This window comes from Planctomycetaceae bacterium, assembly GCA_039680605.1.
GTDB lineage: Bacteria > Planctomycetota > Phycisphaerae > SM23-33 > SM23-33 > JAJFUU01.
In genome coordinates, this window is the sequence record JBDKTA010000045.1 from 20,406 (window position 1) to 46,627 (window position 26,222).

Here is a 26,222-nt window from a genome sequence, read left to right on the forward strand (position 1 = left end):
TGGAATGATGGAATATTGAATATTGGAAATTGGAATTGAGTGCCGCGGCACTATTCCATCATTCCATTATTCCATCATTCCGTTTTCACTTCCCCCCTCCGCGTCCTCTGCGATCTCTGCGGTGAACCGGCTGCGGTGGGCGGTGCCGTAGCGGATGGATTCGTCGAGGTAGGCTTCGATGTTCTCGAAGGGGGTGCCTCGGACGATGCCGTTGCCGGCGGCCATGCACATCCCGCCGCCGGGGGCGTCGAAGGTGTCGATGAGGTGTCGCACCTCGGCGCGGACGTCGTCGGGCGTGCCTTCCTGCAGGATGTGCTGCACGTCGAATCCGACCAGGAAGGTCATACGGTCGCCGAAGCGGCGGGCGACGGCGGCCTCGTCCATCGTGTGTTTCTGCACGGGGTGAAAGACGCTCACGCCGGCGGCGATCAGGTCGTCCATGATTTCGGTGTTATTGCCGCAGGAGTGCAGCCAGAAGTGCATGCCATTGTCGCGGCAGAGCTTGCCGATGCGGCTGTAGTACGGTTTTAAAAACTCGCGGAAGTGGTCGGGCTTCATCATGAGCTGGCGCTGGTTGCCCAGGTCGTCGCTGGTCCAGAACCCGTCGGGCTTGAAGGTGCGGATGGCGCGGCGGATGTAGCCCTCGTACAGCGTACACAGGGCGTCGTGGAGGCGATGCACCTCGTCGCCGTGGAGGTAGTAGTCGGTCATCAGCCCTTCCATCCCGCGCAGCGACCACGGGCGTTCGAAGAACAGCCCCCACCAGCCGAATAGCATGTACATGTTCCGGCGGCGGTTCTCTTCGACGTGCTCGATGCCGTACAGCCCCAGGGCGGGGTTCTCCGGGTCGGGCAGCTTGGCGATGAACTCGTCGAGATGTTTCCAGTCGGGGATGACGGCATTGGAGTCGTGCCCCGCCCCGGCGCGGGCGCTCCAGGACAGGCCCATCTCGTGCGGGTTCAGGGGCGAGATCATGACCTCGCCGAAATCCTCGGGATATTTCTCAAGCTCGCGCAGACGCTCGCCATACTGCTCCCAAAGCCCCTCGCCCCACCATCGCGAGCGGACCATGGGAATGCGACAAGGTCCTTTGCGTTCCACGGCCTTGATGACTTCTTCACGGGGGAGGGGAGCATAGATATCGGTCATTTGCTATTCCTAAAGACGCCAAGCCGCAAGCGGCGCAGCCATGCCATTATTCCATTATTCCATTCTTCCATCATTCCGCACCGCCATGGCGACCCGCATGAAACAACAACGCGTGTCGCCATGCCACCCAGCCAACATTCCATTCTTTCCATCATTCCGTTGTTCCGCTCTTGAGTTCTTTCATCACCCCCGCGTCGCGGGCGGAGAGGTCGGGGTAGTCGCTGTCGGAGCCGACGTCGGGGCGGCGTTTCCAGCTTCGGGCGCAGCGGTCGTATCGCTCTCGGGTGTCGAGCACCTCGACTTCGACCGTCACGCCCTCGGCCAGTTCTGCCCGCTCGACGCGGGCGAACCCGACGCCCAGCAGGTCTTCCAGCTCGCGGATATACGTGTCGATGAGATCGGCTGCGCCGTCGCGGCCTTTGGCGACGCGGAAGACCGCCTCGGCGTCGAGGGAGTTCTTGACGCCCTCGCCGCGGAGCTTTTCGAGCTTGCCCAGCCCCTCGCCCCGCAGGTCCATCAGACGGTCCCAGATCCATTGCGGGCCCGGCTGGAGCTGGTCGCTGGTGAAGGTGCCCAGGTCGATGTTGGAGGGGCGCATCTCGTCGGCGATGGCGAGCATGTCGGCGTCGGCCTCGGGCAGCAGGGCCAGGTGTACGCTTTGCGGTTCGTCGGCGGGGCGGTTGGGAATGGCCGCCCAGGCCTCCTCAGCGGTGTGCGGCATGATCGGCGCCAGCAGCTTGACCAGCGCCATGAGCATCCGGTGGATGACGGTCTGCGTGGCGCGGCGGCGCAGGGCGTTGGGGCTCTCGCAGTAGAGGCGGTCCTTGACGGCCGAGAGGTACACGCTGGAGGCCTGCACGGTGCAGAACTCGTAGATCATTCGCGTGGCGCGGTGGAACTCGTAGGCGTCAAACGCCGCCCGCACGTCGCGGACGAGGCGGTTGAGCTCGAGGCTCATCCAGCGGTCGACGCTGTGGTCGGCCGCCTCGGTGGCGTCGGCGGCCGGGGCGAAGTCAAAGCACGAGCCCATGCAGAACCGCAGCGTATTGCGGATTTTCTTGTAGGCTTCGTCGGACTGCAGGATCAGGCTCTCGCTGCAGCGGATGTCGTCCTGGTAGTTCTGGCTGGCGACCCAGAGCCGCAGCACGTCGGCGCCGCGCTTGTTAAGCTGCTCGACGGCGTCGACGGCGTTGCCCAGAGACTTGCTCATCTTGTAGCCGTCTTCGGTGACGACGAACCCGTGGGTGAGCACCGTCTTGAAGGGCGCCTTGCCTCGCGTGCCCAGCGCCGGCAGCAGCGAGAGCTGGAACCATCCGCGGTGCTGGTCGGAGCCTTCCAGGTACAGGTCGACGGGAATGTCGCTGACGAGCCCGCGCTGGATGGCGGCCGCAAACCAGCTCGAGCCCGACTCGAACCACACGTCAAAGATGTCGCCGCCCTTTTGCAGCGAGTCGATGGGAAAAACGTCGGAGGCTGGGGCGTAGTCGTCGGAATCGATGCTGTACCCGGCCAGCAGTTCGGCCGGGGTTCGCGTAAACCAGGCGTCGGAGCCTTCGCGGGCGACGACGGCCGCCACCGCGCGCACGCTGTCTGCGGTCATCAGCACCTCGCCGCGCTGATTCATGAAGGCGGGGATGGGCAGGCCCCAGCTACGCTGTCGCGAGATGCACCAGTCGGGACGGCTGGCGAGCATGCCCTCGATCCGGTTGCGGCCCCAGGCGGGGATGAACCGCACGCCGCCGTCGTCGGCGTCGCGCGTGCAGACGTCCAACGCCATCTGCCGCAGCGAGGTATTGCCGCCGGCGGGCATGGTGTCGACGCCGATGAACCACTGCTCGGTGGCGCGGAAGATCGTCGGCGTCTTGCTGCGCCAGTCGTGCGGGTACGAGTGCCGGATCGGCTCCTGCAGCACGAGTGCGCCGTCGGCTTTCAGTCGCTCGCAGATGAGCCCGTTGGCGTCCCAGACGCTCCTGCCGCGGATGAACTCGGGCGCGGTCTCGTCGAACGTGCCGTCGGCTTGCACGGGGCAGTAGATCTCCAGGCCGTGCTTGAGCCCGCTGGCGTAGTCCTCCAGGCCGTGCCCGGGAGCCGTATGCACCAGGCCCGTGCCGTCCTCGAGCGTGACGTAGTCCGCCGAGATCACCGGGCAGGTCTTGCCCTCCAGCAGCGGGTGGCGGTAGGTCAGGGCGGCCGAAAGCAGTTCGTCGCCGCTCAACGTGGCCACGATCTTATGGCTGCGCAGGTATTCAGGGCGCGCCGCCTTGACGGCCGCCAGCACGGTCTCGACGCGGGCGCGGGCCATCACCAGCGTGAGCGGCCCGTCGGAGGTTTCGCAGGCGACGCAGGCGTAGCCGATCGCCGGCCCGGCCGCCACGGCCAGGTTGGCCGGCAGGGTCCAGGGCGTGGTGGTCCAGACGAGCAGGCAGGCCTGGCCGGTGACGTTGGGCAACGTGCCGCTGACCACGGGCAGGGCCACGTAGACGCTGGGGTCGGTGCGGTCGTGATATTCCAGTTCCGCGTCGGCCAGGGCGGTGCGGTTCTCGATCGACCAGTGGACGGGCTTGAGCTGGCGGTAGACCAGGCCCTGCTCGATGAGGTTGGCGAAGACCTCGAGCACGGCGGCCTCGTACTGCTTGTCCATCGTGATGTACGGGTGGTCGAAGTCACCCATGACGCCGAGGCGCTGGAATTGCTCGGCCTGGATTTTGGCGTACTTCTGCGCGTGCTCGCCGCAGAGGCGGCGGATGACCGTCGCCGGCAGCGTGTGGATCTTCTCGCCGAGCTGCTCGACGATCTTCTGCTCGATGGGCTGGCCGTGGCAGTCCCAGCCGTGGATATACGGGCCGGTGTCCAGGCCGGACATCGTCTTGATGCGCACGACGAGGTCTTTGAGCACCTTGTTGAGCACGTGCCCCATGTGCGGCTGACCGTTGGCGTACGGCGGGCCGTCGTGCAGGATGAAGCGCTGGGCCCCGCGTCGGGCATCGCGAATCTTGCCCTGGAGGTTTTCCTGCTTCCACTTGGCCTGGACGGCGGGCTCTTTCTGCAGCAGTCCCGCCCGCATGTCGAAAGCCGTCTGCGGCAGATTCAGTGTGTCCTTGTACGCGTTCTTTTGCTCACTCATCGCTGACTCCCAAACCAAAGGTGCCGTGGCGGGAGGTCCAAAGGACCGACAGCCACGACTCATTCGCAAGACCGTCGTGGGGGGGGCGGGCTCTTCACGCCCGCCGCCACGGCACCCGAGCGGTCATTATTATGGCCCGCGCGGGCGGCGTCAATGCGTCGACAAAAGGTCGATCTTGCGCCAGGCCCCGCGCTCGAACCTTCCGGCGAAAAGAAATCCCAGCACGATCACGTAAAACGTTCCGGCGATCCAGGGCCCCAGGCTCTCCAACCCCGGCAGCCAGGTGACGGTGGCATAGCCCAACCCCAGTACAGCGGTCATGCTCAGCATCACCGTGACGGTCATCGCCCACAGCGTGTCTCCGGCCCCGCGCAGCGCCCCCAGATAGATGATGCCGATGGCGTCGAACAACTGGAACACCGCCGCCAGGATCATCACCTTGCTGCCGATGTCCATGATCGTAGTGATCTGCTCGGGCGTGTACGACTCGGTGCCGTACTTGATGAAGAAGTAAATCAGCGGATGGCGGAAGATCAGGAACGCCGCTCCGCAGAGGCCCATGTAGATCATCGCCAGCGCCACCCCCGAGTGGACGCGCTTGCGCGCCAGATGCGGTTGCCCCTGGGCGATGTACCGCCCGACGATGGCGGCGATAGCGGCGCCGATCCCGACCGCCGGCATGAACGAAAGCTGCATGTACCGCATGGCGAAAGAGCCGGCCGCCATCTGCTCGGCCCCGAACATCCCGGCCAGCTTGCCGATCAGCACGGTCCAGATGAACACGTCGATGGTGAATTGCAGCCCGGCCGGCCAGCCGATGCGGATCAGGTCCGCGATCTGGCGCCACTGGACGGAGCGCAGCGTCCACGTGCCGTACTGGGCATGGATGCGCCCCGAGAGGAACCTGCCCATGAGGATGCCCGTCAGAAGCGCCCAACTGGCCACCGTGGCGATGGCGGCGCCTTCCAGGCCCATCGCCGGGAACCCCCAGTTGCCCAGCACCAGGACGTAATCGCCCACGAGGTTCACGGCGTTGGCCAGCACCGACGCCACCAGCAAAATGCGCGGGCGGTGGATGCCGTAGAAGAACTCCGCCAACGCCCGCGCCCATAGCGACAGGATCATGCTGAAGGTCATGTAGCGGAAATACAGGACCTCAGCGTCGCGGACCGCCTCGGTGTGTTCGGCGTAGAGCAGCGTCAGCAGCGGCCGAGCGCCGAACGCCATCGGCACCACGACCAGGTACGCCACCAGCCCCAGCAGCATTCCCGCCCAGGCATACTGCCCGCAGCGGCGATGGCGCCCCGCGCCGTAGTTCTGGGCCACGAACGTGCTCAGCACGCCGATGAGCCCGCTGGCGAAACTCTCGGGGATGAACGCGGTGATCCCGCCGCTGACCTGCCCCGCCGAGGCGTCGGGGCCCGTCATGGCGACAAACCACCCGTCGACGAATCGCATGGCCGTGCTGTTGAGCAGGGTCAAGCTGATCGGCCAACTGAGGCGCAAGACCTCCCCCAGGCCCCATCGGTTTTTTGCATCCGGCAAATCCAATTACGTGTCCTTTCGGGCGACAGAGTAGTCTAGCAGCGAAAGGCGAAAAGTAGCATGGGCTTCTTGCCCATGAGTCTTGCTGTGTGGCATGGGCGTCCCGCCCATGCTCTTGCTGTGTGGCATGGGCGTCCCGCCCATGCTCTTGCTGTGTGGCATGGGCGTCCCGCCCATGCTCTTGCTTCTGCCTCTGGCGGGCGGGACGCCCGCCAGTGCATGGGCGAGACGCCCATGCCACACAACTACACGGGCGGGACGCCTGTGCTACGGACGGTGAGCGGCCGGCGCGGCGGCCACGTTCGCCCGGTAGTAATGCACGTTCAACGCCTCTTTGGCGCGGGCGGGGTAGACCGCCGTGAAGACGCCTTTCTCGATCACCAGGGCGGAGGGCTCGCCCTTGAGATCGGGCGTCATGGCCGAGTCGATCAGGATCACGCGACCGCTGCCGAACGTCGCGATTCCGTCGGTGGTGTGGCCGACCACCGCGTGTTGAACGTCGTACGCCGCGAAGGCGTCTTTGCACCGGTCGGCCACCGACGAAGCATTCTTGCTGGTCCATCCGCGGTACCATAGCGGCCCGCCGCGCCCGAGCAGCCCGCCCAGCGACCAACCGGCGTCGATGCGCGAGCGGATCGCGTCGTTGAGCTCATCCAGCGATCGGCTGGCGTATTTGCCAGGGATACCCCCATGCACGAACAGCACGTCGTTGATCTTGATGACCGCGTTGCGGCTGCGGAGCCATCGCCCGTAGCGGCCGGCGGGGCCCAGGGCGCTCTTGAGCCCGCTGCGCCCGCCGAAAGAGGCAAAGTCCGAGGCGCTGGTATAGAGATACGTGTGCTGCATCACCATCACTTCGTGATTGCCCAGGAGCTGGTGAACCATTCCGCCGGCGGCGGCGGCCTGGGTTTCGAGCTTCATCATCAGGTCCATGCACCTGCGGGAATGGTCGCCGCGGTCGACGATGTCGCCGGTCTGCACCAGGTGCGTCCTGCCGCCGATCCAGTCGCCTTTGGCGTCGATCACCCCGGCGGCCGACAGGGCACTGACGAACTCATCGTACGCCCCATGCACGTCGCCGACGGCCACGATGCGCTCGACGCCGGTCCAGGTGTTGGGAACGCTCGCGGCTGCAAAAGAGCGTGAGGCCGCCGTGAGAAGATAGAACGCGATCAGCGGAAGGATAATTCTTGTCACTGCTCAAATCACTCCATGAAGGTCTGAACCCGGCTTAGGAAGGACCCTTACTATAGCGTAAGGGAAAGGCCCCGCGAAATGTTTTTGAACCTGCGGCCGGGTGGCATGGCGACACGCGTTGTTCAGCGGGCCTGCCTGCCGGCAGGCAGGTCGCCATGGGTGTGCGCTGAGCATCATGGCGACCCACGAGAAACTAAAACGTGTGTCGCCATGCCACCCATCATGAACCCCGCCACCCCTACGCCGCTTTGCGTTGGAGCTTCTGGGCGGGGTCGTACTTGACCTCCAGCACCACGGCCGGCTGGTCCGGGATGATAGCCGTGAACGTGCCCTTTTCGATCACCAGCGCCGAGGCGGTGCCCTTGTAGACGGCCGACATGCCCGAGTCGATGCAGATTACGCGCCCGTTGCCGAAGGTCTTGACGCCCGCGACAGTGTGGCCGACGACGGCGTGGCGGACGGCGTGCTTGGTGAAGAACCCATCGCACGCCTCGGCGACGACGGCGGGGTCCTCGTCTACCCAGTGGCGATACCACAGCGGTCCGCCGCTCTTGAGCAGGCCCTTGAGCGGGCGGTCGCCGTTGAGGGCCTTGCGGACGTTGTCGTTGATCTGGTCGAGGCTCATCTCGGCCATGCTCGGCGGCAGGCCGGCGTGGAGGAACATCACCTCGTTGATCTTGATGACGGTGTTGTGCGTGCGCAGCCACTTGCCGTACTTGCCTTCGGGGCCCATGGCCTGGATGTATTGCTCGCGTCCGCCAAAGGCCTCGTCTTCGCCGGGCGTGATGAAGCGGTAGTCGCCGATCATGACCATGGCCTCATGGTTGCCCAGCAGCGCATGCACCATTCCGCCGGCGGCGGCGGCCTGGGTTTCGAGCTTCATCAGCAGGTCCATGGCTTTGCGCGACTCATCGCCGCGGTCCAGGATGTCGCCGGTCTGCACCAGGTGCGTCTTGCCGGCGATCCAGTCTTCCTTGTCGTTGATGATGCCGGCCGCCTTGAGCGAGACGACGAACTGCTTGCAGTCGCCGTGGACGTCGCCGATAGCCACGACGCGCTCAATGCCTGTCCATGTGTTGGGGATCGGCGCTGGCGTCGCTGCCCTTGCGGTCAGAGATCCGGCCAGGGCGAACATGCAGGCAAGCGTCAGGACGGTGCGTCGCTTCACGGTGAGTCTCCTTTTTAAGGCCGCCGCCAGTATACGCTTTTCGCGGCCGTGCCCTAGAATGAATTTGACGCTTGGTCTTTACGCCTCTCCAACGCGGGTGAAGAAATAATGTCTTACCGTTCAGACGAAGTACAGGGGAGGGTCAGCGGCTCGCCGTCGCAGCGGCTTTTGTACAGGGTCATCGCGGAAGTGAAGGATCTGGCGATCGTGGTTCTGGATGTCAACGGAGTCATCGTCGCCGGCAATGGGGGCACGCGGTTGCTTGGGGAGTGGGGCGAGGAACTGCTGGGGCGGCATGTGTCTTGCCTTTACGCCGGCGAGGACGCCGAAGCCGGCAAGCCCCGCAAGGATCTCGAGATCGCTTCGCATGACGGCCAGTATTGCAGCGAGGGGCTCTATGTCCGCCGCGGCGGCGAGAGGTTCTGGGCCCAAGTGAGGTTGATCGCCTTGCGCGGTTCGGCGGGCGAACCCCGCGGGTTCATCTGTGTCATCACCGACCTGACCGACAGGAAGGCGCAGAAGGACCGCGAGGAGTCGATCCAGTCGAGCGTGCAGGAGGAGAAGTCGTGGTACCAGGACCTGTTCGAGTCCGCCCCGGACGGGTATGTGGTCACCAGCCCGACCGGCCGCATCGAGGTCGTCAACCGCACAGCCTGCTCGATGCTGGGCTACGCGCCGGCGGAGTTGTACGAGTGTCTTCTGAGCGACCTTCTTCCCGAGCCGCACATCGGCGAGTTTCACCAGTATCTCCAAGCATTGACCGCCGGTCAGTCCCTGGCGCCCTGGGATGTGCAGGTGCTGCGAAAGGATGGTCCTCCCTTCTGGGCGGCCGTAACGGCCTCGGCGACGCGCGACGCGCAGGGACAGGTGATGAACTTGCGATGGCTGATCCGGGACATGACCCGCGAGCGCCAGGCGCAGGAACGCCTGCGCGCCAGCGAGGAGCGCCTGGCCGCGGCGACGCGCGAAACCAAGGTCGGCGTCTTCGATTGGAACGTCATCACCGGCATGTCGCTCTGGAGCGAGGAGTTCGAGCAGCTTTTCGGTTTCGACACCAGTTCCGGACCGCCGGCCGAAATGGTGGTGCGCAGCCGCGACCACTGGGCGTCGCGCATCCATCCCGACGACGTGGCGGGCTTCTGGGCCGAACTGGCGCACGCCAAGGCCACTCACGTCATGGCCGAAAAAGACTTCAGGGTGATCTGGCCTGACGGGAGCCTTCATTGGCTCAACGCCAGAGGCCGTTACTACTACGACGAACATGGGCAGCCTTGCCGGCTGCTGGGTACGGCCAGGGACATCACCCGCAAGAAGGAGACCGAGCAGCAGCTTGAGCAAACGGCCGAAGAGTTGGCGCGGTCCAACGCCGAATTGGAGCACTTCGCCCACGTGGCCAGCCACGACCTGCGCGAACCGCTGGGGGTGATTCTGCTTTACCTGACCCTCCTGAAGAAGAGACTCGGCCCGGTCATCGGGATGGAAAATGCCGGGTTCATCGAGCACGCCATGGGCGCCGCCGACCGGATGAACAAGCTCATCAGCAATCTCCTGGCGTACTCGCGCGTCGGTCGAAGCGGCGCCGCCTCTGAACCGACCGACATGAACGACGTGCTGCGCGAAGCGGAGGAAAACCTGGAGGCCGCCGTAAGCCAGGAGCAGGCGGTCGTGATTCACCAGCCCCTGCCGGTTATCCGCGCGGAGAAGCCGCTGATGACGCAGCTCCTGCAGAACCTGATCGGCAACGCCGTCAAGTACCGTTCGCCAGGCAAGCCCCCGCAGATCGAGGTGGGGGCGCGGCGCGAGGGCAATGCGTGGCTCTTCTGGGTGCGGGACAGCGGCGTGGGCATCGCGCCGGTAGACCATGATCGCATCTTCATGATCTTCCAGCGCATCCAGGCGGGGCAGCAATCGCCCGGGGCCGGTATCGGGCTGGCCATCTGCAAAAAGATCGTCGAGCACCACTGCGGACGCATCTGGGTCGAGTCGCAACCGGGCCAGGGCGCGACCTTCTTTTTCACGATTCCAGACCGCTAGGGCCCTCCAAAAACACAAATGCAACCACAGAGACTCAGAGGGGGGATGAGGTAGGAAACAAGAAGACCGGGTATTTGTTTTCTTGTTGTTACCTCAGTGCATTCTGTGCCTCTGTGGTAAGTTTCGACGGATGGCAGTGTCGCCTGCCACCCGGCCCGGTTATCAGCGCGGCGCTGGCGCGGTCGAATCGCTTGCGGTTCCTGTGGCGAGGTTCACGATCTGGTGATCGGGGCTCTGCTTGCTGACGACGACCGTGCCGCGGCGACCGGCCGCCTGCCAGACGTAGTTGGCCGGCATGTCGGCGGGGTCCGTCGTGACGGTGAAACTGGCCGTCCCGCGGTTGGCGACAGGAAGGATCGGCGGCGTCGGCTCGATCTTGCCCGGTCCCTGAAGCGAGACTTCGGTATCGCGCCCGGTGTCGTTGACGAACATGATATTCGACGTCTTGCAGCCGCCCAGGATCATCGCCAGGCCGGCCAGCACTGCCAAAGACAACATGCGTGCGTTCATTCGGTGTCTCCTGTAGTAGTGCAGGAATTGTAGCGGCGCCGCCCGCGCGGCACGGCGTGTTCAGTTCCGCCCGGCGTCGCGGGCGCGAGAGGCCCGCAACGGCCCGGTCATTCCTTCAACCCAAAAGGCTTGGCGTCGAGATTCCACTGCGGGGCGATCTTGATGCCCAGAAACGCCAGCGCCGTCGGCGCCACGGCGGTGATCCCCGGGCCCGGCGTCACTTCGCCCTTCTTGGCCGCGGCGCCGCTGACGATGATGAAGGCCTTGCGCTCCTGCGGGCTGTCGCCGCCATGGACGCCGCCGGGACCCTTGGGGTCCTTGGTGCCGCCGTGGTCGGTCACGGCGATGATCAGCCACTCTTCGTTGGCGTAGGTCTTGCGGGCCTTGACCGCCGCGACGATCTCGCCGACGTGCTTGTCGGCCTGTTCGATGGCTTCGAGATACTTGGGAATCTTCGGACCGTAATTGTTCGCGTGCCCGGCGCCGTCGACCTCGTCAAGCTGCAGGAACATGAGCGTCGGCGTATTCTCCGCCAGTTCCTTCTTGGCCAGCTCGACGACCTTGGCGTCGCCGGCGCCGCGGGCCTTGAACGTCGCGCCCGGGGCCATCACCTGCGTGATGATCGGCCAGTTCGAGATGCACACGCTGCGGGCGGCCCCGTCGTGCGACTTGAGCCGCTGGAACATGGTGGGGTAGCTGACGTGGTCTGCCGGAACCGGCTGGCCTCTGAGCATCCGCGCGCCCTTATGCTTGTTCGCCCAGACGCCCGTGATAATGCTGTGCCAGCTCGCCATGCTGGCCGTGTTCTGGCGCGAAGGCGTCCCCAGCACCCCGCCGGCGAAGGCGTCCCAGCTCACCGCGCCGTCGGCCGCCAACGCCTTGAGGTTCGGCGCCTTGGCCGCCTTGACGGCGTCGGGCATGGCCCCGTCGATGCCGATGATCAGCACGTGTTTAGTCTTGTCGGCCAGCGCCGCCGAGGCCGAAAGCGACACCACCAGAGCCCCGATAACCCCAACTACCGCATGACGAACCCACTTACCACTACACATCGAACTCGATCCTTTCTCTCCGGAAATATTTCTCGGAGCGCGTTTCTTTAATTCGCAATCCCAAATCATAGCGTTCCCGCCAGTGGCAAACAATGACTTGCTCCCACTCACCACTCACCACTCACAACTCTCCCCTTGCCCCTTGCTTTAACCCCACCTAGACGAGATGATGTCGCGCCTTGCGAAAAATGGAGACCCCCATGAGCAATAACAAGAAACCAGTTGATCTGACAGCGTCCCCCGACGGGCGATGGTTCCAGCAGTCCAAGTTCGCCATGTTCGTACACTGGGGCCCCTACGCCGCAACCGGCGGCGTCTGGAACGGCAAACGCTATCACGGCATCGGCGAGTGGCTCATGTGCCGCGCGCAGATCCCCGCGGCAGACTACGCCGCCATGGCCGCCACCTTCAACCCCCGAAAGTTCTCCGCCGACCGCTGGGCGGCGCTGGCGGCCGAGGCGGGCATGAAGTACATCGTCATCACCGCAAAGCATCACGACGGGTTCGCGATGTTCAAGTCCGGCGCCAGCGCGTACAACATCGCCGACTACACGCCCTTCAAGCGCGACCCGCTGGCCGAGCTGGCCAAGGCCTGCCCCAAGCACGGCCTGAAGCTGGGCTTCTACTACTCGCAGTTCCAGGACTGGCACGCCATTGGCGGCGGGGGCAACGGTTGGGACCCTGCCGTCAAGGGCGACTTTGCCGAATACTTCAACGGCAAGTGCGTCCCGCAGGTCGAGGAGCTGATGAGCAACTACGGCGACGTGGCGCTGATCTGGTTCGACACCCCCGGGCCGATCTCGCGCGAAGACTCGCTGCGGCTGGTGCATACGGTGCGCCGCCTTCAGCCGCAGTGCCTGATCAACAGCCGCATCGGCAACGGCGTGGGCGACTACGACTCGCTGGGCGACCAGGAGATTCCCCTGGAAGCACACGGCGGGCTGTGGGAGTCGATCGACACGCACAACGACACGTGGGGCTTCGTCGAGCACGACCACAACTGGAAGAGCTCGCGCGAGCTCGTGCGGCGGCTGGTGAAGGTCGTCGCCAAGGGCGGCAACTACATGCTCAACATCGGGCCAAACGGTTTGGGCGAGATCCCCGCCGCGTCGGCCGACATCCTCCGCGAGGTCGGCGTCTGGACCCAGCGCAACGCCGCGGCGATTTACAACGCCGCGCCCTCGCCGCTGCCGACGATGCCCTGGGGCGAATGCACCGCCTCGCGCGACGGCAAGAAACTCTACCTGCACGTGTTGGACTATCCCCTCGACGGACGGCTCACGCTGGCGGGCCTCAAGGGAACGATCAAGCGCGCGGCGGTTCTCGGCCGCGGCGCCAAGACGCTCAAAGTATCGAAGAACGCCGGCGCGACGAACATCGCTCTGCCGCAACAGCCGCCCGCCGAGCCGACGGTGATCGTGCTGGATGTGGCCGGCAAAATGTCTGCCGACAAAATGCAGACCGTCCTGCCGGGCCTGCGGAACGACTTCGATCCGCCCTTCGCCAAGCTGACCGCCTGCAAGGCCGGCAAGAATAGCTGGATGGAAAAGTTCGGCGACTGGAAGCACGCCGACTGCATCATCGACTGGCAGGGCCCCGGCAGCAGTGCCTCGTGGACCTTCAAAACGCCCCAGGCCGGGCGGTATTACCTGGAGCTGGACTACTCCGCCAAGCTCGAGGCCGACGGCATCGAGGGCGTCGTCAGCGTGGGCAAGATCGAGATTCCCTTCCCCGCCCTGGACACCGGCCAGCGCGACGCCGGCGTGCCCGATCACGGCCTGTGGCCGCTCTACCGCAAGTACAACTGCGGTATCGTACACCTGCCCAAGGCCGGCAAGTACACGCTGACGATCCGCCCGACGAAAGAAACGCCCAGCGGCTGGATCATGCTCAAGACCGTCACGCTAGCGCCCGTGCCGACCGTGCGGTAAAACGGGGCGGCATGGCAGAGTGGACTTGGTGGACGCGGTGGACGCAGTGGACGAATGGGGGGCGCGGTGCATGCCCGGGCGTTTCATTGCTGCCGGCGTTTTTGCGATCGCACGCGGTATAGTCGCTCGGTGAAGCCGCCTTCATTTTCAAACGCCGCTGCCAATGCGGCCAGTTGCCTCTCCAGAAGGCTGCACGCCACGGCTGCCAGAACCAGCGCCGCGTTGGCGGCCAGTTCGGCATAGCTCGCCACGGCCGGCGGCGGCGCTGCGCCTGCGCCGCGGCGTCCATTGGGTCCACTTTGTCCACCAGGTCCACGGCGTCCACGCTCATGCTCCTGCCGCACCCACGCGGCCACGTCGTCTGCCGTGGCGCAGCGACGAACAATCAGGCTCTGGCGGCGCCCATCCTGGCGCTCCCAGATCGGCAGACCGCGCTGGCGCAGGAAGTCTTCGTAGTCCAGCCGCAGCTCTTCCAGGCTGGCCCGGGCCACGCTGGTCAGCTTGAGCTCGGTCTTTTTGGAGGTTCCCGAGGCCTCGCTGCCTTCGGCGATATTCTGCACCCCCGACCGCGCCGCCTGCACCATCTGGTCCCGAGTGCGGCTGCGCCCGTCGATATAGCGGCCGCAGAAACGCACCGTGACATCGTAGAGCAATTGGGCGACCTGGAAGCTCTTAAGCTTGCGGTATCCGCCATGCTTGGGAATCAGCGGCTCGCCGGCCGTCATGTCTGCCATCCTTCCAAAGAGCCCAAGGCATTGGACCCATCTGAAAACCCATTTGCAGGACCTGAACCGCGGCCATTATGAAACGATCAGCCGCAACAGGCAAGCGATTCCCCCGACAGTTTGCCCCCGCGTCGCCCCGCATCCGGTGCGTCCACTGCGTCCCCGCGTCCACCGCGTCGACCGCGTCCACCAGGTCCACTCCCGGCCCTTCGGGTCTTTGGGCCCTTGTGGTTAACCCCCTCCCGGTTCGCGCCAGGTGGTTCTGCGTCTCAGGGCGGGAGGCGCCGCCGGGGCGAGGGCGGCTGGGGCCTTCGCACGGGCCGCTGCGGTGCAGTGCCCGGACAAGGTGTTGCTCGTCTTTTTTCATCGCGAGCGTATTCTATGGAGTGCGGCAGCCGTAGCTGCCGCTTTGGAAGTTTCTCCCACTACTGTCCGGTCATTAGTTGAATAGCGGCAGTTGGTTATGAATACCGTCGTTTTCCATTATAGTGGAATCTTGCGAAAACGCCTGCAAAATAGGCATTTTCTCGAAAAGGCTGATGCTGAGAATTTGCAGAATTTCTGCCATGCTGCGTTCGATGCTCAGTTCCTTCTTGACGATAGCCACCAGCACGTAGACGCAGATAGCAATCCATATCTGCGTCTTGACGGCGTTGTCCGAGGTTCCATAGAACGCCTTGAGTCCGCAGGTTCTGCTTGATCCATTTGAAGAACAATTCCACCTGCCAACGGCACCGGTACAGTTGGGCGATGGTCAGCGCCGGCAAGGTGAAGTTGTTGGTCAGAAAGACGAAGTGCTTGTCGATGTCGGCCGCATGATAGCTGATCCGGCGAAACGGATCGGGATAGAACCGCGAACTCTTGGGGCCGCACAAGGCAATCGTGCTGTCGCTGCGCAGGCCGGTGGCCTTGTCCACTGGGCGGTACTTGCGTCGGACATAATCCATGGTGCGTTTGGCTCGCGTCACGAAGAAGGCCATGTCTTGAGTGAAGGTGTAGAGGCGGGCGAAGTCGATGTATCCACGATCCATGATGTAGAAGGCGCCCGGCTCGATCGGCAGGAGGTCGAGCGATCGGACATCCGCCATCGAACCGCTGGAAACATGCACGAAACATGGGATATTCCCGCGCAGGTCGATCAGGGTATGGAGCTTGACCGCGCTCTTGTGGCGGCGGAACTGCGCCCACGGGAAAAGCGAAAGGCACAGGTCGATGGTGGTGGAATCGAAGGCGTACACCGTCTGCTCGAGGTCGACGCCGAAGCTGTCCTTGGCGTAAAGCTTGCGGGCCTGCGCGATCAGCACGGCCGCGAAATCGGCATAGATGCGCCAGTCTCGAACCTCGTTGGCATCGGCCAACGTACTGCGGGATACCGAACCTCGAAGGCCGACGTGGTAGAGCTTGGGCGTCATCGCCTGCAGGCACGTCACGATGTCGCGCAAGCTCTCGCGATAGGTCAACTGCGAAAAGGCCATGCAGAGAAACTGATCGCGGCAGGAGAAGCGGGAGACCTTGCGATTGCCTCGATATCGTCGCACGCAGACGTTGAAGGGGTGGTGGGGCAAGAAGTCCAGCAGTTGCGCGAAGACCAGTCGTCCGGCGTGCATGAGGCCATCCTTTCCAGGTTGAACTGGAAAGATCATGGCCGAACGAGGCAAGCAAGTTGAAATCGAAAACAGCCATTCTCTGCTTTAAGCCATTGAACTTCTTTGTCTTGTGTTAAAATCCAAAATCAATGACCGGACAGTAGTGAGTTTCTCCAACCCCGCACCGCCAGGCCATAGCGAGCCTGCAGGATTCGTCAACGAGGCGCCCGCTTCGCGGGCTTGGGGATCGCGTTGTCCGGGGGCTGATAGTAGCCCCCCAGTGGAGCCGAAGGCAGCTTGTCACGCCATAGCCGCAGGCGAAGGCGGAAGCCCGGGGTAGCCCGTCACACAACAATTGTACCTGACCCCTTTACCCACCTCCTGACCCCTTTACCCACCTGAAGATCTTCTAGGCGGCACGGGCCTGAGTAGCACGGGCGTCCGCTTGAGTGCGGACAATTTGGGTGTGGACCTTGTGGACAGGGTGGACAAAGTGGACCCAATGGGCGCCGTGGCGCAAGCGCAGCGCAGCCGCCGACTGCGGCCAGCTATGCCGAACTGGCCGCTAACGCGGCGCTGGTTCTGACGGCGGTGGCGTGCAGCCTGCTGGAGAGGCAACTGGCCGCATTGGCGGCGGCATCTGAAAACGAAGGCGGCTTCCAGAGCGGCTATACCGCGTGCGAACGCAAAAGCGCCGACAGCAATGAATGCAGCCGGGCAGGCACCGCGTCCACTAAGTCCACCAAGTTGTCCACCGCGTCCACTCCGTCCACAAGGTCCACTCCCGGCACTTCGAGGGTTAACCCCCTCCCGGTTCGCGCCAGGTTCCTGGCCTGACGGCCTCGGCGGCGGGTACCGGCTTCTTGGCGCCGGCGGGCAGGCGGATGGTTCTGCGTCTCAGGGCGGGAGGCGCCGCCGGGGCGAGGGCGGCTGGGGCCTGGGCCGGCGCGGGCGGGGCGACAGGCTGGGCGGCAGCGCCTTGCTCGGCGAGAGGCCCGGCGGCAACGGCCTGCGCGGCGGCGGCGGGGCCCGCGGTGTCGGCGGAGCTCGCACAAGCGGCTATCGGGGTCGGTTCGGCCTTGCAGTCCTTGTCGTCCTTTTGGTCCTTGGCTTCCCCGGCCACACCTTCACCCTGGGCTTGTGCCTCGCCGGCCGTAGCGTATTCCCCAGCCGCCGGCTTGGCCGATTCGGCCAGGAGGGTTTCGAGCAGGTCGATCGGGCAATCGTCCTTGGGCAGGAGGAGTTCGAGGACGAACTCGCGGCATTTTCGGGCGGTTTCGCCGGTGCCGGTGAGCCCTTCGTTCACGTGGGCGCGCATGATGTCGACCGCCCGGGCTACGGCGATCTCATGCACGGCCTGTTGGCGGGCCTGGCGGATATCCTCGATCCGCTGCCACAACTTGCGGCGGCTGTCACCGCGGGCGATCTTGCCGACCATCGAGACGGTGATCCCGACGGCCGCGGCGACCTTGTCATAGGGGGCGCCGTCGGCGAGCATTTCCACCAGTTGGTCTTCATCGTAGCGTGCGGCCGTCGTCGACATCGTCAGACTCCTTGAAGATTTCGGATTGCGGATTGCGGACCTGCCTGCCGGCAGGCAGGTTTCGGATTGCGGATTAGCGGGCCCGGTGGCAATGCATAATTCACCCTTCATGAGTTTGGCCCCGGAGGGGCCTTCGTGCTTAGCCCAGGGCGCCGGGCGAGCGAAGCGAGCCTAAGCCCTGGGGATGAGGCGTAGATTCAATGAGCCCCGGCGGGGCGGCCGTGACGATGGCAGACAATCACGTCCGCCCCTCCGGGGCTCGATTCGGAGGGAACCTGGACCCAGGGCTTGGCTCTGAAGTCTGCTGTCGCAGCCTTCAGCCCTGCGCCCTGGGCTAAGAACGCGTTGCCCCTACGGGGCAATGCAGCCCCGCTGAAGTAGCATGCAGCGGGGCTGAGCAGAATGGGCATGAAGAATCCGCAATCCGCAATCCGAGATCCGCAATCGGTTGATGCAATGCCCCATAGTCTGGAAACAAAAAAGCACCAGACACGGCTGGTGCTCCATAGTTTCTTCCCTCACTTGCATTATAGTCAGTGGACAGGGCGGCCGAGAAATATTCACGACGCTGGAAATTCTTTTGCACTGGCGCAGCGGGGAAACTCGGGTCGGGCGAAACAAGAAAAAAAGTTTTCCGAAAAAGGACAGGTGGTTTTTGTGAAACTCGAACAATAACGCGTGGGCGAGCAAGGCCGCGGCGGGGGCTCGGATAAAGAAGTAAAACGGGTACGGGAAGGACAAGAGGTCTTAGGTCTTAGGTCGGAGGTCTTAGGCCGAGGTCTCAGGTCCGCAGATGCCCTGCCCTACGCCCTATGACCTGTTCCCTATGGCCTCCTCCAAAACCGCTGTGAAAAGTACAACAAAGTGCAAGGAAGTGGAATTGTGGTATAGCGCGTACCGCTTTCGGGCTGGCAAAGACATTGCGACACAGAGGCGCAGAGAAAACAGGGGCGGGAAACTTCTTAAGTCTTCTTCCTTGGTACTGTTGCTTTTCTCTGTTTTCTCTGCGTCTCTGTGTCGCATATTCCCTGGCTTCTGTCCGGAGAGAGCGGATGGGGCAGGTTCCCGCAAACGGCTGTGAAAAGTACAACAAAGTGCAAGGAAAGTGCAAGGGTGGCAATTCGGGAACCGTGTGATACAATTCGCCGACGTTTTTGTAGACCCCCACGCAGGAGCACGCGACGATGGAACTCAAGAAACTTCAGGTCTGGTTTATCACCGGCAGTCAGCATCTGTACGGGCCCGAGACGCTCAAGCAGGTGGCCGCGGATTCGCAGAAGATCGCCCAGGGACTCTCGCAGTCGGCGGGCGTTTGCGTGGAGGTGGTGTACAAGCCGGTGCTGACGACGGCAGAGGCCATCCGTACGATCTGCCTCGAGGCCAACGCCGCGCCTGACTGCGTGGGGCTGATCGCGTGGATGCACACGTTCAGCCCGGCCAAGATGTGGATCGGCGGGCTGTCGATCCTGGCCAAGCCCTTCATGCACCTGCACACGCAGTTCAACCGCGACATCCCCTGGTCGAGCATCGACATGGACTTCATGAACCTCAACCAGTCCGCCCACGGCGGCCGCGAGTTCGGGTTCATCTGCACGCGCATGCGAAAGAACCGCAAGGTCGTGGTGGGGCACTGGCAGGAGCCGGCAGTCGAGGCGCAGGTCGACGCCTGGGCCCGCGCGGCGTGCGCCTGGCACGACGCCCAGGGCGGCAAGATCGCCCGCTTCGGCGACAACATGCGAGACGTGGCCGTCACCGAAGGCGACAAGGTCGAGGCCCAGATGCGGCTGGGATACAGCGTCAACGGATACGGCATGGGCGAGTTGGCCAAACGCGTGACGGCAGTGGGCGACGCCGAGGCTGACCGCCTCGCCGGCCAGTACGATCAGCAGTACGATCTGGCGGCAGACATCCGTCCCGGCGGGGCGAAGCGCGGCGCGCTGCGGGAGGCGGCGCGGATCGATCTGGGCATGCGGGCGTTCCTGACCGAGGGAAACTTCAAGGCCTTCACGACGACGTTCGAGGACCTGCACGGTCTGGCGCAACTGCCGGGCCTGGCGGTGCAGCGTCTGATGGCCGACGGGTACGGGTTCGGCGCCGAGGGGGACTGGAAGACCGCGGCGCTGGTGCGGGCGATGAAGGTGATGGCGGCGGGCCGCCGCGGCGGCACGAGCTTCATGGAAGATTACACATACCACCTGGACCCGGCGGGCATGAAAGTGCTGGGGGCACACATGCTGGAGGTTTGCCCCAGCATCGCCGCGGGCAAACCTGTGCTGGACATCCGCCCGCTGTCGATCGGCGGCAAGGACGATCCGGCGCGGCTGATCTTCAACGTGCCGGCGGGGCCGGCGATCAACGCCACCGTCATCGACATGGGCAATCGGTTCCGGATGATCGTCAACGAGGTGGACGCTGTGGCGCCCGAGCACGACCTGCCGAATCTGCCGGTGGCGCGGGCGCTGTGGGTTCCGCGGCCGAGCCTTGCGGTGGCGGCGGGCGGGTGGATCCTCGCCGGCGGGGCGCATCACACGGGCTTCAGCATGGCGTTGACGGCAGAGCACATGGAGGACTTCGCCGACATCGCGGGGATCGAGTTCGTTCTGATCGGCGGCGGTACGGAGATCCGCACGCTCAAGCAGGAGCTTCGCTGGAACGAGATGTATTACGCCTGACGCGGTTCTGCTGCGGAACCTGTGCGAAAGGAACCGAGCGATGTTCTATGTCTGGGGAACGGTGCTGGTGCTGTTCAACGCGATCTTCTTCGTGATGAATCTCTTTGGTCTGCCGGGCAACTGGCTGATCGTGCTGGCGATGGGGGGCTTCGCCTGGTGGCAGTGGAACCCCGCCCTGAGCCCGTGGGCCCAGCCCGTCTCCCTGCAGAGCCTGATCCTGCTGCTGGTGCTGGCGATCCTGGGCGAGATCATCGAGTTCGTCGCGGGCCTGGCCGGGGCGCGAAAGGCCTCGGGATCGTGGTGGGGCTCGATCGGCGCGCTGGGCGGTTCACTGGTGGGGGCCGCTGTCGGAACCTTCGTGATTCCCATCCCGCTGCTGGGCACGCTCATCGGCGCCTGCGCGGGGGCCTTCGCAGGGGCGCTGCTGTTTGAAATGGCCTCGGGCAAACCGCTCAAGCCCGCCGTCGCCGTGGGCAAAGGCGCCGGCATCGGCCGACTCCTGGGCACCGTCGGCAAGATGGCCGTCGGCGTCATCATGCTCATCGCCGCGGCGATCGCGATCTACTGGCCGTGATCGGCAGGCGGTCGCCCGTGCCGGGGCATTAATCGTTTGAGGTGCCGGCCGCCGTCTACGAAGATCACCTGGCCGGTGATGAAATCGCTTTCCAGCAGGAACATCGCGGCGTGGACTATGGCCTCGACCGAACCGACCTTGTGCATCGGGTTGGTCCAGGTGAGCTTGTCATACGCGTCGGCCGGTTCGCCCGGCGGGGGGATAATGAGACCAGGGGCGATGGCGTTGACGGCCACCGCCGGGGCGAGCTCGACGGCCAGGAGCTGCGTCAACTGCAGCAGCATGCGCTTGCTCAAGTGATACGCTGCGTGCGAGGCGTCCTGGTCGAGCACCGTCGCGTCGAGAAAGTTGATGATGTGCCCGGGCCGCTTCTGGGCGGCAAAGGCCCGCGCCAGCTCCAGTGGCGCCAGGGCGTTGATCTGCACGTGCCGCGAGAGGTCTTCAGCCGTAAGGTCCAGCACGCGGCCACCCTCGTAGATCGACGCGCTGTTGACGAGGATATCCAGCGGTCCGACGGTCTCGACGGCGCGGGCGAGGAGGGTCTTGACGGCGGTTTCATCGGACAGGTCAGCCGCGAGGGCAGAGGCTCGAACGCCCATCGCCGTCAGTTCGTCGACGAGCTCATCGGCCTGTCTTTCGGAACGGTTGTAGTGTACGGCGACATTGGCTCCGCGGGCGGCCAATGCCAGCGCCATGGCGCGTCCCAGCCTCAGGGCGCCGCCGGTGATCAGGGCGGTCTTCTCGGCGAGTTTGTCCATGCGTCTATTTCACCGCAAACCCGATGGAAAAAAAAGAAAGAGTCCAGAATATTAGCCATTTACCTCCTTGACGGAATTTGAAACCTGCCTTACGTTGGTTAAGTCAGGAGTAGGGACCTGACAACACGCGATTCCGCATCGCGAGGGAAACGCCGGCTCAAACCGGCAATACATCGAAGGAGAGGGAAATGAAAGCAGCGCTCGTTCTGTCGGCGGTTGTGTTGTCTCTGCGCAGCATGAGTTCTATCCGCATCAGGCAGCATTGAAGACACGTCTTGTGGTTCAGGTTTAGTTCTTGACAAAAACGTGATGTGCGATTACTATATGGACCGAGCATGGAGAGAGGTCCAGTCTGAGTGGCCGGTCAAGGCCATAAAGGAGCTAGAAGAATGAGGATGGCAATTACCAGCATCTGTGTATGCGTTCTGCTTATGGCTTCATACGTGCAGGCCGATACCATCAGCTACAGCAACACCTACGGTCCGACGGCGGTTCCCTTTGGGGCGACGGCCGTCGCTTTGTCCAAATTCAATCCGGCGTTGGGAACGCTGACCAAAGTGACGCTGCAACTCAATGCCAACACCAGCAGCGGGGCCATCGCATGGGATAACGAATCGGGTCTGTTGACCGATGTTGATCTGGGGATCGGCGCCACGGTGACCGCGGTTGCGCCGCTGAGCCTGATTACGGTCATTGCGGTTCCCATGCAGACCGGATCGGCTTTTGGCGTGGCCGCTGACAACGACGCTGCGGCCGACTACATCGGCACCGACTCGTTCAGCGTGACCGGTGGCACCGGGTCTGACAGCAAGTCGGCCTTTACTACCAGCAGCCTGGGCACGTTTCTTGCCACGTTTGCCGGAGAGACCTTCGACGCGACCATCAACGCTACGCTCAAGAAGATGATCAGCACTGATGGCGGCGAAGGGCTGAACCAGACGACGGCTGGGATATCGAACGGCACGCTCACGGTCACCTATGAATACACCCCCATCCCCGAGCCGGTCACGATGAGCCTGCTGGGCCTGGGCGGTCTGGGCATGCTCCTGAAGCGCCGACGCTAGAACGCACGACTCTGTCACACCGACAGGCGGACCTTCGCGGGCCCGCCTGTTCTTTGCGCGCGTGTCGCGGACGTCCCGTCGGCGCGTATCCGCGGGCATCTTGCCCGCGATCTCTGCTCGCCGCTTTTTTCTACGCACGTCGCCTTGCCCGCCCGTAAAATACGCCCCTCACACAGGAGCCGACCATGGCCGCTTATGACGAACTGCTGGGCTTTATCAACGAACTGCAAATCATCGACTCGCACGAGCATCTGCCCCCCGAGGCCCAGCGCGACCAGAACTCCGATGTCCTCTCGGAGTGGCTGTTCCATTACTTCTCCTGCGATCTGATCTCGGCCGGCATGAGCGACGACGCCATGGGGCAGGTCCGCGACTCCAAGCAACCTCTCGCCAAGCGGTGGAAGATCGTCCAGCCGTTCTGGGACGCGGCCCGCAGCACCGGCTACGGCCGCTCGCTCGATATTGCCGCCCGCGGGCTCTACGGTCTCGACGGCGTCACGGGCAAGACCATCGAGCCGCTCAACGAGGCGTTCAAGGCCGCCCGCGCCAAGGGCGGGCACTACCAGTACGTGCTCAAAGACAAGAGCCGCATCGCCCTGTCGCTGGCGGCAGGTGCGGTCGTCACGCCGTACGAGAGAGACTTCTTCGCCGTCTCGCAGTACCTCGACGAGTTCATCACGCCCGGACACATCAACCGTGTGCGCCAGGTGGGCCAGGAAGTCGGCGTGGAGATTCACTCGATCGAAGACTGGGAGCATGCCCTCGAACTGCACGTGGACAAGTGCCTCAAGGGCGGGGCGGTGGCCCTCAAGTGCGGCCTGGCGTACTCGCGCACGCTGCTGTTCGAGAAGACCCCGCGCGCCGTCGCCGAGGAAGAGTTCAACCGCTTCTTCGGCCCCAATCATTCGGCCCCATGGCAGCCAGGAACGCACATGGCCAAGGGCTTCCAGGACTACATGATGCACGCGCTGCTGAAGCTCGCCGACGCGCGCGGGCTGACTTTCCAGATCCACACCGGCCTGCACGAGGGCAACGGAAACCACATCGCCCACTCGAACCCCGTGCTGCTGACGAACCTGTTTCTGGAATACTCCAACGTGAAGTTCGACATCTTCCACATGAGTTATCCGTTCATCATGGAGTTGTCGAACCTGGCCAAGAACTTCCGCAACGTCTTCATCGACATGTGCTGGGGCCACATCATCAGCCCCGAAGCCGCCCGCCGCGCGATCGTCGAATGGCTCGACGCGGTGCCCGCCAACAAGATCACCGCCTTCGGCGGCGACTACTGCTTTGTCGATGGCGTCTACGGCCACGCCACGCTGGCGCGTCAGAACGTAGCGGCCGCCTTGGCGCAGAAGGTGTCCGATGGCAGCTTCGACCTCGACCGCGCCAAGCAGATCGCCGGGTGGATGTTCGTCGACACCCCAACGCGGATCTTCCACCTGGAAGACCGCATCAAGAAGTCCGCAGCCAAGGCAAGCAAGAAGCGAAAATAGAACAAGTAGGTTATGGAGTGCGGCAGCCTTAGCTGCCGCTTTGGGAGTTGTTCGCAGTCGCAAAAGCGACAGTGGCGAAATTGCTCACTAATTCTCGCCACGGGCATTCCTCGCATCCGAAAAACTCTAAAAGCGGCAGCTAAGGCTGCCGCACTCCATAAACAGCCGCTCCCCGTGATCTCTCTTAATCCTCTTAATCCGTTTCTAATCCCCTAAATCCCGCACTCCCCGTCCCCGGCCGAAAATGACATGGCGACACGCGTGAAACAACATCGCGTGTCGCCATGCCGGGCGGATCGAGAACTTAATCCGCAATCGGGATCAGTTTCTGGGCTTGAAGGTTTTCTGGTCGAGGACCTTGAGGTCCTTGATGTCGGCGTCGGCCGGGCCGGTCTTGAGGACCTTCATCTCCAGGGTGTTGTCCTTGACGTCGAAGACGCAGAAGTGGCGGGTACCGAAGTAGCCGACCCACTCGCCGCCGTCGGGACGCACGACCTTGCCGACCGTGCCGCGGGCGTTGCCATTAGGCGGGCCGAACGGGTGCGAGCCCATGCGGGTGTCCCAGCGGTGCCAGTTCCCGCGGCCGATGCAGCCGGTCACGATCTGCGTGCAGCCTTTCTCGGGCGGCAGTTCGATGCGCTCGTACGTCGGGTCCCAACTGCACAGCATCATGGTGGCCTTGTACTTGCCGCACAGAGGCAGGATCACGTCGCGGGTGGCGATGCGCCCGCCGAAAATCTTCTTGCTGTTGATGCCCGATGAATACGCCGGGTAGCCCGCCAGCACGATCACGAACTTGTCGGTGGCGGCCTTGAGCACGCCCTCGAGCCACTTGGCGTTCTGCCCGCCGGCGGTCCAGTCCATGTTGCCGTCGATGCCGATGAAGCGAACCGGCCCCATCACCTTCGTCCAGCTATGTCCGTAGCCGTCGTCGGCGGGGGTGTAGTGCAGCTCGTCAAAGATGCCGGTGTAATCGTCGGCGCAAGGGGTGATCAGAGTCGGCACCCGCGCCAGCAGTTCCGAGGCCGGCTTGATGTACGACGACTCCCACCAGAACGACCACGCGCCCTGCTCGAGCAGGTTGCCGGTGTTGACCACGAAGTCCGGGTTGGCCTTGAGGATCAGCTTGCTGTTGATCGCCAGCGGCTCGGTGGTCAAATCGCCCGTGAGCTGCTGCTGCGGATGCCCGAAGGCCACGAACCGGTACGCCTTGGTGTCGGCCGCCAGCGTCACGGCGTAGGGTCCGCGCTTCGTCACGTGCGTTGCGACCTTGGCCGAAACCGTGTAACTGACCTTGCGCGTACCCTTGGGCACCTCGATCTTAAGGCGGTGCCAGATCTTGCCGGCCGAGACGACGCTGACAGCCGCGCCGGCCGGTTCGGTGGGCGTGGCCTCGACCGTCAGGTCGGCGGGCAGTTGCGTGCGGCAGGCCAGGGTGAAGTATCCCTCGCCGAAGTCGCCCAGGATGGGGCCGTTGTAGATCTCCGCCGGCTGCGCCTCGGCCGAGACGATCAGGGCGTTCATCGCCTCGGCGGGTTTGGCCTGCCAGTGCGTATACAGGTTGCCGCGCATTTCGACGGTGTTCTTGCCCTTGACGAGTTCACCTGTCAGCGGCACCCAGAACTGCACCAGCGGGCCCCCGTGCGGAAAGGGCACGTTCTTGCCGTTGAGCGTGATGGCTGCTTCCAGCAGCGTCGGGCAGAAGCCCAGGTCTTTCCAGTAGCCCGATGCGGCGCCAAAGATGTCGCCGTTGCAGATGGTGGCCTTCGTGTCGGGCAGGCCGTCGGTGATCCGCACCCACAGGCCGGCGACCTTCGCAGGGTCGGCGACCTCGAAGGCGCCTTTCCAGACATAGGGGAAGACTTCCCGGGTGTGGCGCGGGTCAGCCCCGGCCTTGGGACCGGCGAGGGGCTTGTCGGAGAAGGTCTTGCCGTCGTCGTTGCTGTACTGCCACGTGACCGCCACCGGCGCAGTCTTGATGTTCTCGAACGGACCGCTGCACTCATTGGGATCGGCGGCCGTCGAAGAACTCACGGCCACAGCGGCGACCATGAAAGCAACAAGAAGAACTTTTCCCATGACTGATGACATTTC

The 26,222-nt window shown here is 64.0% G+C and carries 18 protein-coding genes and 1 pseudogene; 7 read left to right on the forward strand and 12 right to left on the reverse strand.

What is annotated here, in order from left to right; all coding sequences use genetic code 11:
* Positions 1-66: 66 nt before the first annotated feature.
* The 5 genes from ABFD92_13835 to ABFD92_13855 form a co-directional block, all read right to left on the reverse strand.
* The gene (locus ABFD92_13835; GenBank protein ID MEN6505619.1) at positions 67-1,149 is read right to left on the reverse strand and encodes a uroporphyrinogen decarboxylase family protein; all 1,083 of its coding nucleotides are present in this window, start codon (positions 1,147-1,149) and stop codon (positions 67-69) included.
* Between the two features lie 151 nt (positions 1,150-1,300).
* On the reverse strand, positions 1,301-4,273 hold the full coding sequence (gene ileS, locus ABFD92_13840; GenBank protein ID MEN6505620.1) for an isoleucine--tRNA ligase: 2,973 nt from the start codon (positions 4,271-4,273) through the stop codon (positions 1,301-1,303).
* 150 nt (positions 4,274-4,423) lie between these two features.
* Positions 4,424-5,818 carry an MATE family efflux transporter gene (locus ABFD92_13845; GenBank protein ID MEN6505621.1) on the reverse strand — a complete coding sequence of 465 codons (1,395 nt, stop codon included), beginning with the start codon at positions 5,816-5,818 and terminating at the stop codon, positions 4,424-4,426.
* Positions 5,819-6,085: 267 nt separating this feature from the next.
* On the reverse strand, positions 6,086-7,015 hold the full coding sequence (locus ABFD92_13850; GenBank protein ID MEN6505622.1) for a metallophosphoesterase: 930 nt from the start codon (positions 7,013-7,015) through the stop codon (positions 6,086-6,088).
* Between the two features lie 238 nt (positions 7,016-7,253).
* Positions 7,254-8,183, reverse strand: coding sequence for a metallophosphoesterase (locus ABFD92_13855; GenBank protein ID MEN6505623.1), 930 nt, complete (start codon positions 8,181-8,183; stop codon positions 7,254-7,256).
* Between the two features lie 108 nt (positions 8,184-8,291).
* On the opposite strand from ABFD92_13855, the gene ABFD92_13860 reads away from it, so the two are divergent.
* Entirely contained in the window at positions 8,292-10,217 is a 1,926-nt protein-coding gene (locus ABFD92_13860) for a PAS domain S-box protein (GenBank protein MEN6505624.1), read from the forward strand.
* A 162-nt stretch (positions 10,218-10,379) separates the two neighbouring features.
* Here the strand turns inward: ABFD92_13860 and ABFD92_13865 are convergent, their stop codons facing one another.
* Both ABFD92_13865 and ABFD92_13870 read right to left on the reverse strand, forming a co-directional pair.
* A complete protein-coding gene (locus ABFD92_13865) occupies positions 10,380-10,727 on the reverse strand; it encodes a hypothetical protein (GenBank protein ID MEN6505625.1) in 348 nt (115 codons plus the stop codon).
* A gap of 107 nt (positions 10,728-10,834) precedes the next feature.
* Positions 10,835-11,776, reverse strand: coding sequence for an alkaline phosphatase family protein (locus ABFD92_13870; GenBank protein ID MEN6505626.1), 942 nt, complete (start codon positions 11,774-11,776; stop codon positions 10,835-10,837).
* 200 nt (positions 11,777-11,976) lie between these two features.
* Between ABFD92_13870 and ABFD92_13875 the strand changes: the two genes are divergently transcribed.
* On the forward strand, positions 11,977-13,707 hold the full coding sequence (locus tag ABFD92_13875; protein MEN6505627.1) for an alpha-L-fucosidase: 1,731 nt from the start codon (positions 11,977-11,979) through the stop codon (positions 13,705-13,707).
* Positions 13,708-13,790: 83 nt separating this feature from the next.
* Here the strand turns inward: ABFD92_13875 and ABFD92_13880 are convergent, their stop codons facing one another.
* The 3 genes and pseudogenes from ABFD92_13880 to ABFD92_13890 form a co-directional block, all read right to left on the reverse strand.
* The gene (locus ABFD92_13880; protein ID MEN6505628.1) at positions 13,791-14,432 is read right to left on the reverse strand and encodes a four helix bundle suffix domain-containing protein; all 642 of its coding nucleotides are present in this window, start codon (positions 14,430-14,432) and stop codon (positions 13,791-13,793) included.
* A gap of 439 nt (positions 14,433-14,871) precedes the next feature.
* Positions 14,872-16,039 (reverse strand): annotated as a pseudogene (locus ABFD92_13885) (IS4 family transposase).
* Positions 16,040-16,817: 778 nt separating this feature from the next.
* Positions 16,818-17,561, reverse strand: a complete 744-nt coding sequence (locus ABFD92_13890) for a hypothetical protein (GenBank protein ID MEN6505629.1) — start codon at positions 17,559-17,561, stop codon at positions 16,818-16,820.
* Positions 17,562-17,969: 408 nt separating this feature from the next.
* Between ABFD92_13890 and ABFD92_13895 the strand changes: the two genes are divergently transcribed.
* The 3 genes from ABFD92_13895 to ABFD92_13905 all read left to right on the forward strand — a co-directional run bounded on the left by ABFD92_13895 (position 17,970) and on the right by ABFD92_13905 (position 20,807).
* The gene (locus tag ABFD92_13895; GenBank protein MEN6505630.1) at positions 17,970-18,236 is read left to right on the forward strand and encodes a hypothetical protein; all 267 of its coding nucleotides are present in this window, start codon (positions 17,970-17,972) and stop codon (positions 18,234-18,236) included.
* Positions 18,237-18,745: 509 nt separating this feature from the next.
* The gene (gene araA, locus ABFD92_13900) at positions 18,746-20,233 is read left to right on the forward strand and encodes an L-arabinose isomerase (GenBank protein MEN6505631.1); all 1,488 of its coding nucleotides are present in this window, start codon (positions 18,746-18,748) and stop codon (positions 20,231-20,233) included.
* A 40-nt stretch (positions 20,234-20,273) separates the two neighbouring features.
* Positions 20,274-20,807, forward strand: coding sequence for a DUF456 domain-containing protein (locus ABFD92_13905; protein ID MEN6505632.1), 534 nt, complete (start codon positions 20,274-20,276; stop codon positions 20,805-20,807).
* Here the strand turns inward: ABFD92_13905 and ABFD92_13910 are convergent.
* Positions 20,795-21,565 (reverse strand): SDR family oxidoreductase, encoded by a 771-nt coding sequence (locus ABFD92_13910; protein ID MEN6505633.1) that lies wholly within the window; start codon positions 21,563-21,565, stop codon positions 20,795-20,797. The genes ABFD92_13905 and ABFD92_13910 overlap by 13 nt on opposite strands.
* A 431-nt stretch (positions 21,566-21,996) precedes the next feature.
* Between ABFD92_13910 and ABFD92_13915 the strand changes: the two genes are divergently transcribed.
* Positions 21,997-22,629 (forward strand): choice-of-anchor E domain-containing protein, encoded by a 633-nt coding sequence (locus tag ABFD92_13915; protein ID MEN6505634.1) that lies wholly within the window; start codon positions 21,997-21,999, stop codon positions 22,627-22,629.
* A 185-nt stretch (positions 22,630-22,814) separates the two neighbouring features.
* Positions 22,815-24,128 carry an amidohydrolase family protein gene (locus ABFD92_13920; GenBank protein ID MEN6505635.1) on the forward strand — a complete coding sequence of 438 codons (1,314 nt, stop codon included), beginning with the start codon at positions 22,815-22,817 and terminating at the stop codon, positions 24,126-24,128.
* Between the two features lie 321 nt (positions 24,129-24,449).
* Here the strand turns inward: ABFD92_13920 and ABFD92_13925 are convergent, their stop codons facing one another.
* The gene (locus ABFD92_13925) at positions 24,450-26,219 is read right to left on the reverse strand and encodes a hypothetical protein (protein MEN6505636.1); all 1,770 of its coding nucleotides are present in this window, start codon (positions 26,217-26,219) and stop codon (positions 24,450-24,452) included.
* Positions 26,220-26,222: the final 3 nt, after the last annotated feature.

What these genes read in the sequence shown, in the direction of transcription:
- ABFD92_13835 (MEN6505619.1), bottom strand. Translation starts at nt 1,149, where the DNA reads ATGACCGATATCTATGCTCCCCTCCCCCGTGAAGAAGTCATCAAGGCC.
- ileS (MEN6505620.1), bottom strand. Translation starts at nt 4,273, where the DNA reads ATGAGTGAGCAAAAGAACGCGTACAAGGACACACTGAATCTGCCGCAG.
- ABFD92_13860 (MEN6505624.1), top strand. Translation starts at nt 8,292, where the DNA reads ATGTCTTACCGTTCAGACGAAGTACAGGGGAGGGTCAGCGGCTCGCCG.
- ABFD92_13865 (MEN6505625.1), bottom strand. Translation starts at nt 10,727, where the DNA reads ATGAACGCACGCATGTTGTCTTTGGCAGTGCTGGCCGGCCTGGCGATG.
- ABFD92_13870 (MEN6505626.1), bottom strand. Translation starts at nt 11,776, where the DNA reads ATGTGTAGTGGTAAGTGGGTTCGTCATGCGGTAGTTGGGGTTATCGGG.
- ABFD92_13875 (MEN6505627.1), top strand. Translation starts at nt 11,977, where the DNA reads ATGAGCAATAACAAGAAACCAGTTGATCTGACAGCGTCCCCCGACGGG.
- ABFD92_13880 (MEN6505628.1), bottom strand. Translation starts at nt 14,432, where the DNA reads ATGACGGCCGGCGAGCCGCTGATTCCCAAGCATGGCGGATACCGCAAG.
- ABFD92_13890 (MEN6505629.1), bottom strand. Translation starts at nt 17,561, where the DNA reads ATGTCGACGACGGCCGCACGCTACGATGAAGACCAACTGGTGGAAATG.
- ABFD92_13895 (MEN6505630.1), top strand. Translation starts at nt 17,970, where the DNA reads ATGAAGAATCCGCAATCCGCAATCCGAGATCCGCAATCGGTTGATGCA.
- araA (MEN6505631.1), top strand. Translation starts at nt 18,746, where the DNA reads ATGGAACTCAAGAAACTTCAGGTCTGGTTTATCACCGGCAGTCAGCAT.
- ABFD92_13905 (MEN6505632.1), top strand. Translation starts at nt 20,274, where the DNA reads ATGTTCTATGTCTGGGGAACGGTGCTGGTGCTGTTCAACGCGATCTTC.
- ABFD92_13910 (MEN6505633.1), bottom strand. Translation starts at nt 21,565, where the DNA reads ATGGACAAACTCGCCGAGAAGACCGCCCTGATCACCGGCGGCGCCCTG.
- ABFD92_13915 (MEN6505634.1), top strand. Translation starts at nt 21,997, where the DNA reads ATGGCTTCATACGTGCAGGCCGATACCATCAGCTACAGCAACACCTAC.
- ABFD92_13920 (MEN6505635.1), top strand. Translation starts at nt 22,815, where the DNA reads ATGGCCGCTTATGACGAACTGCTGGGCTTTATCAACGAACTGCAAATC.
- ABFD92_13925 (MEN6505636.1), bottom strand. Translation starts at nt 26,219, where the DNA reads ATGTCATCAGTCATGGGAAAAGTTCTTCTTGTTGCTTTCATGGTCGCC.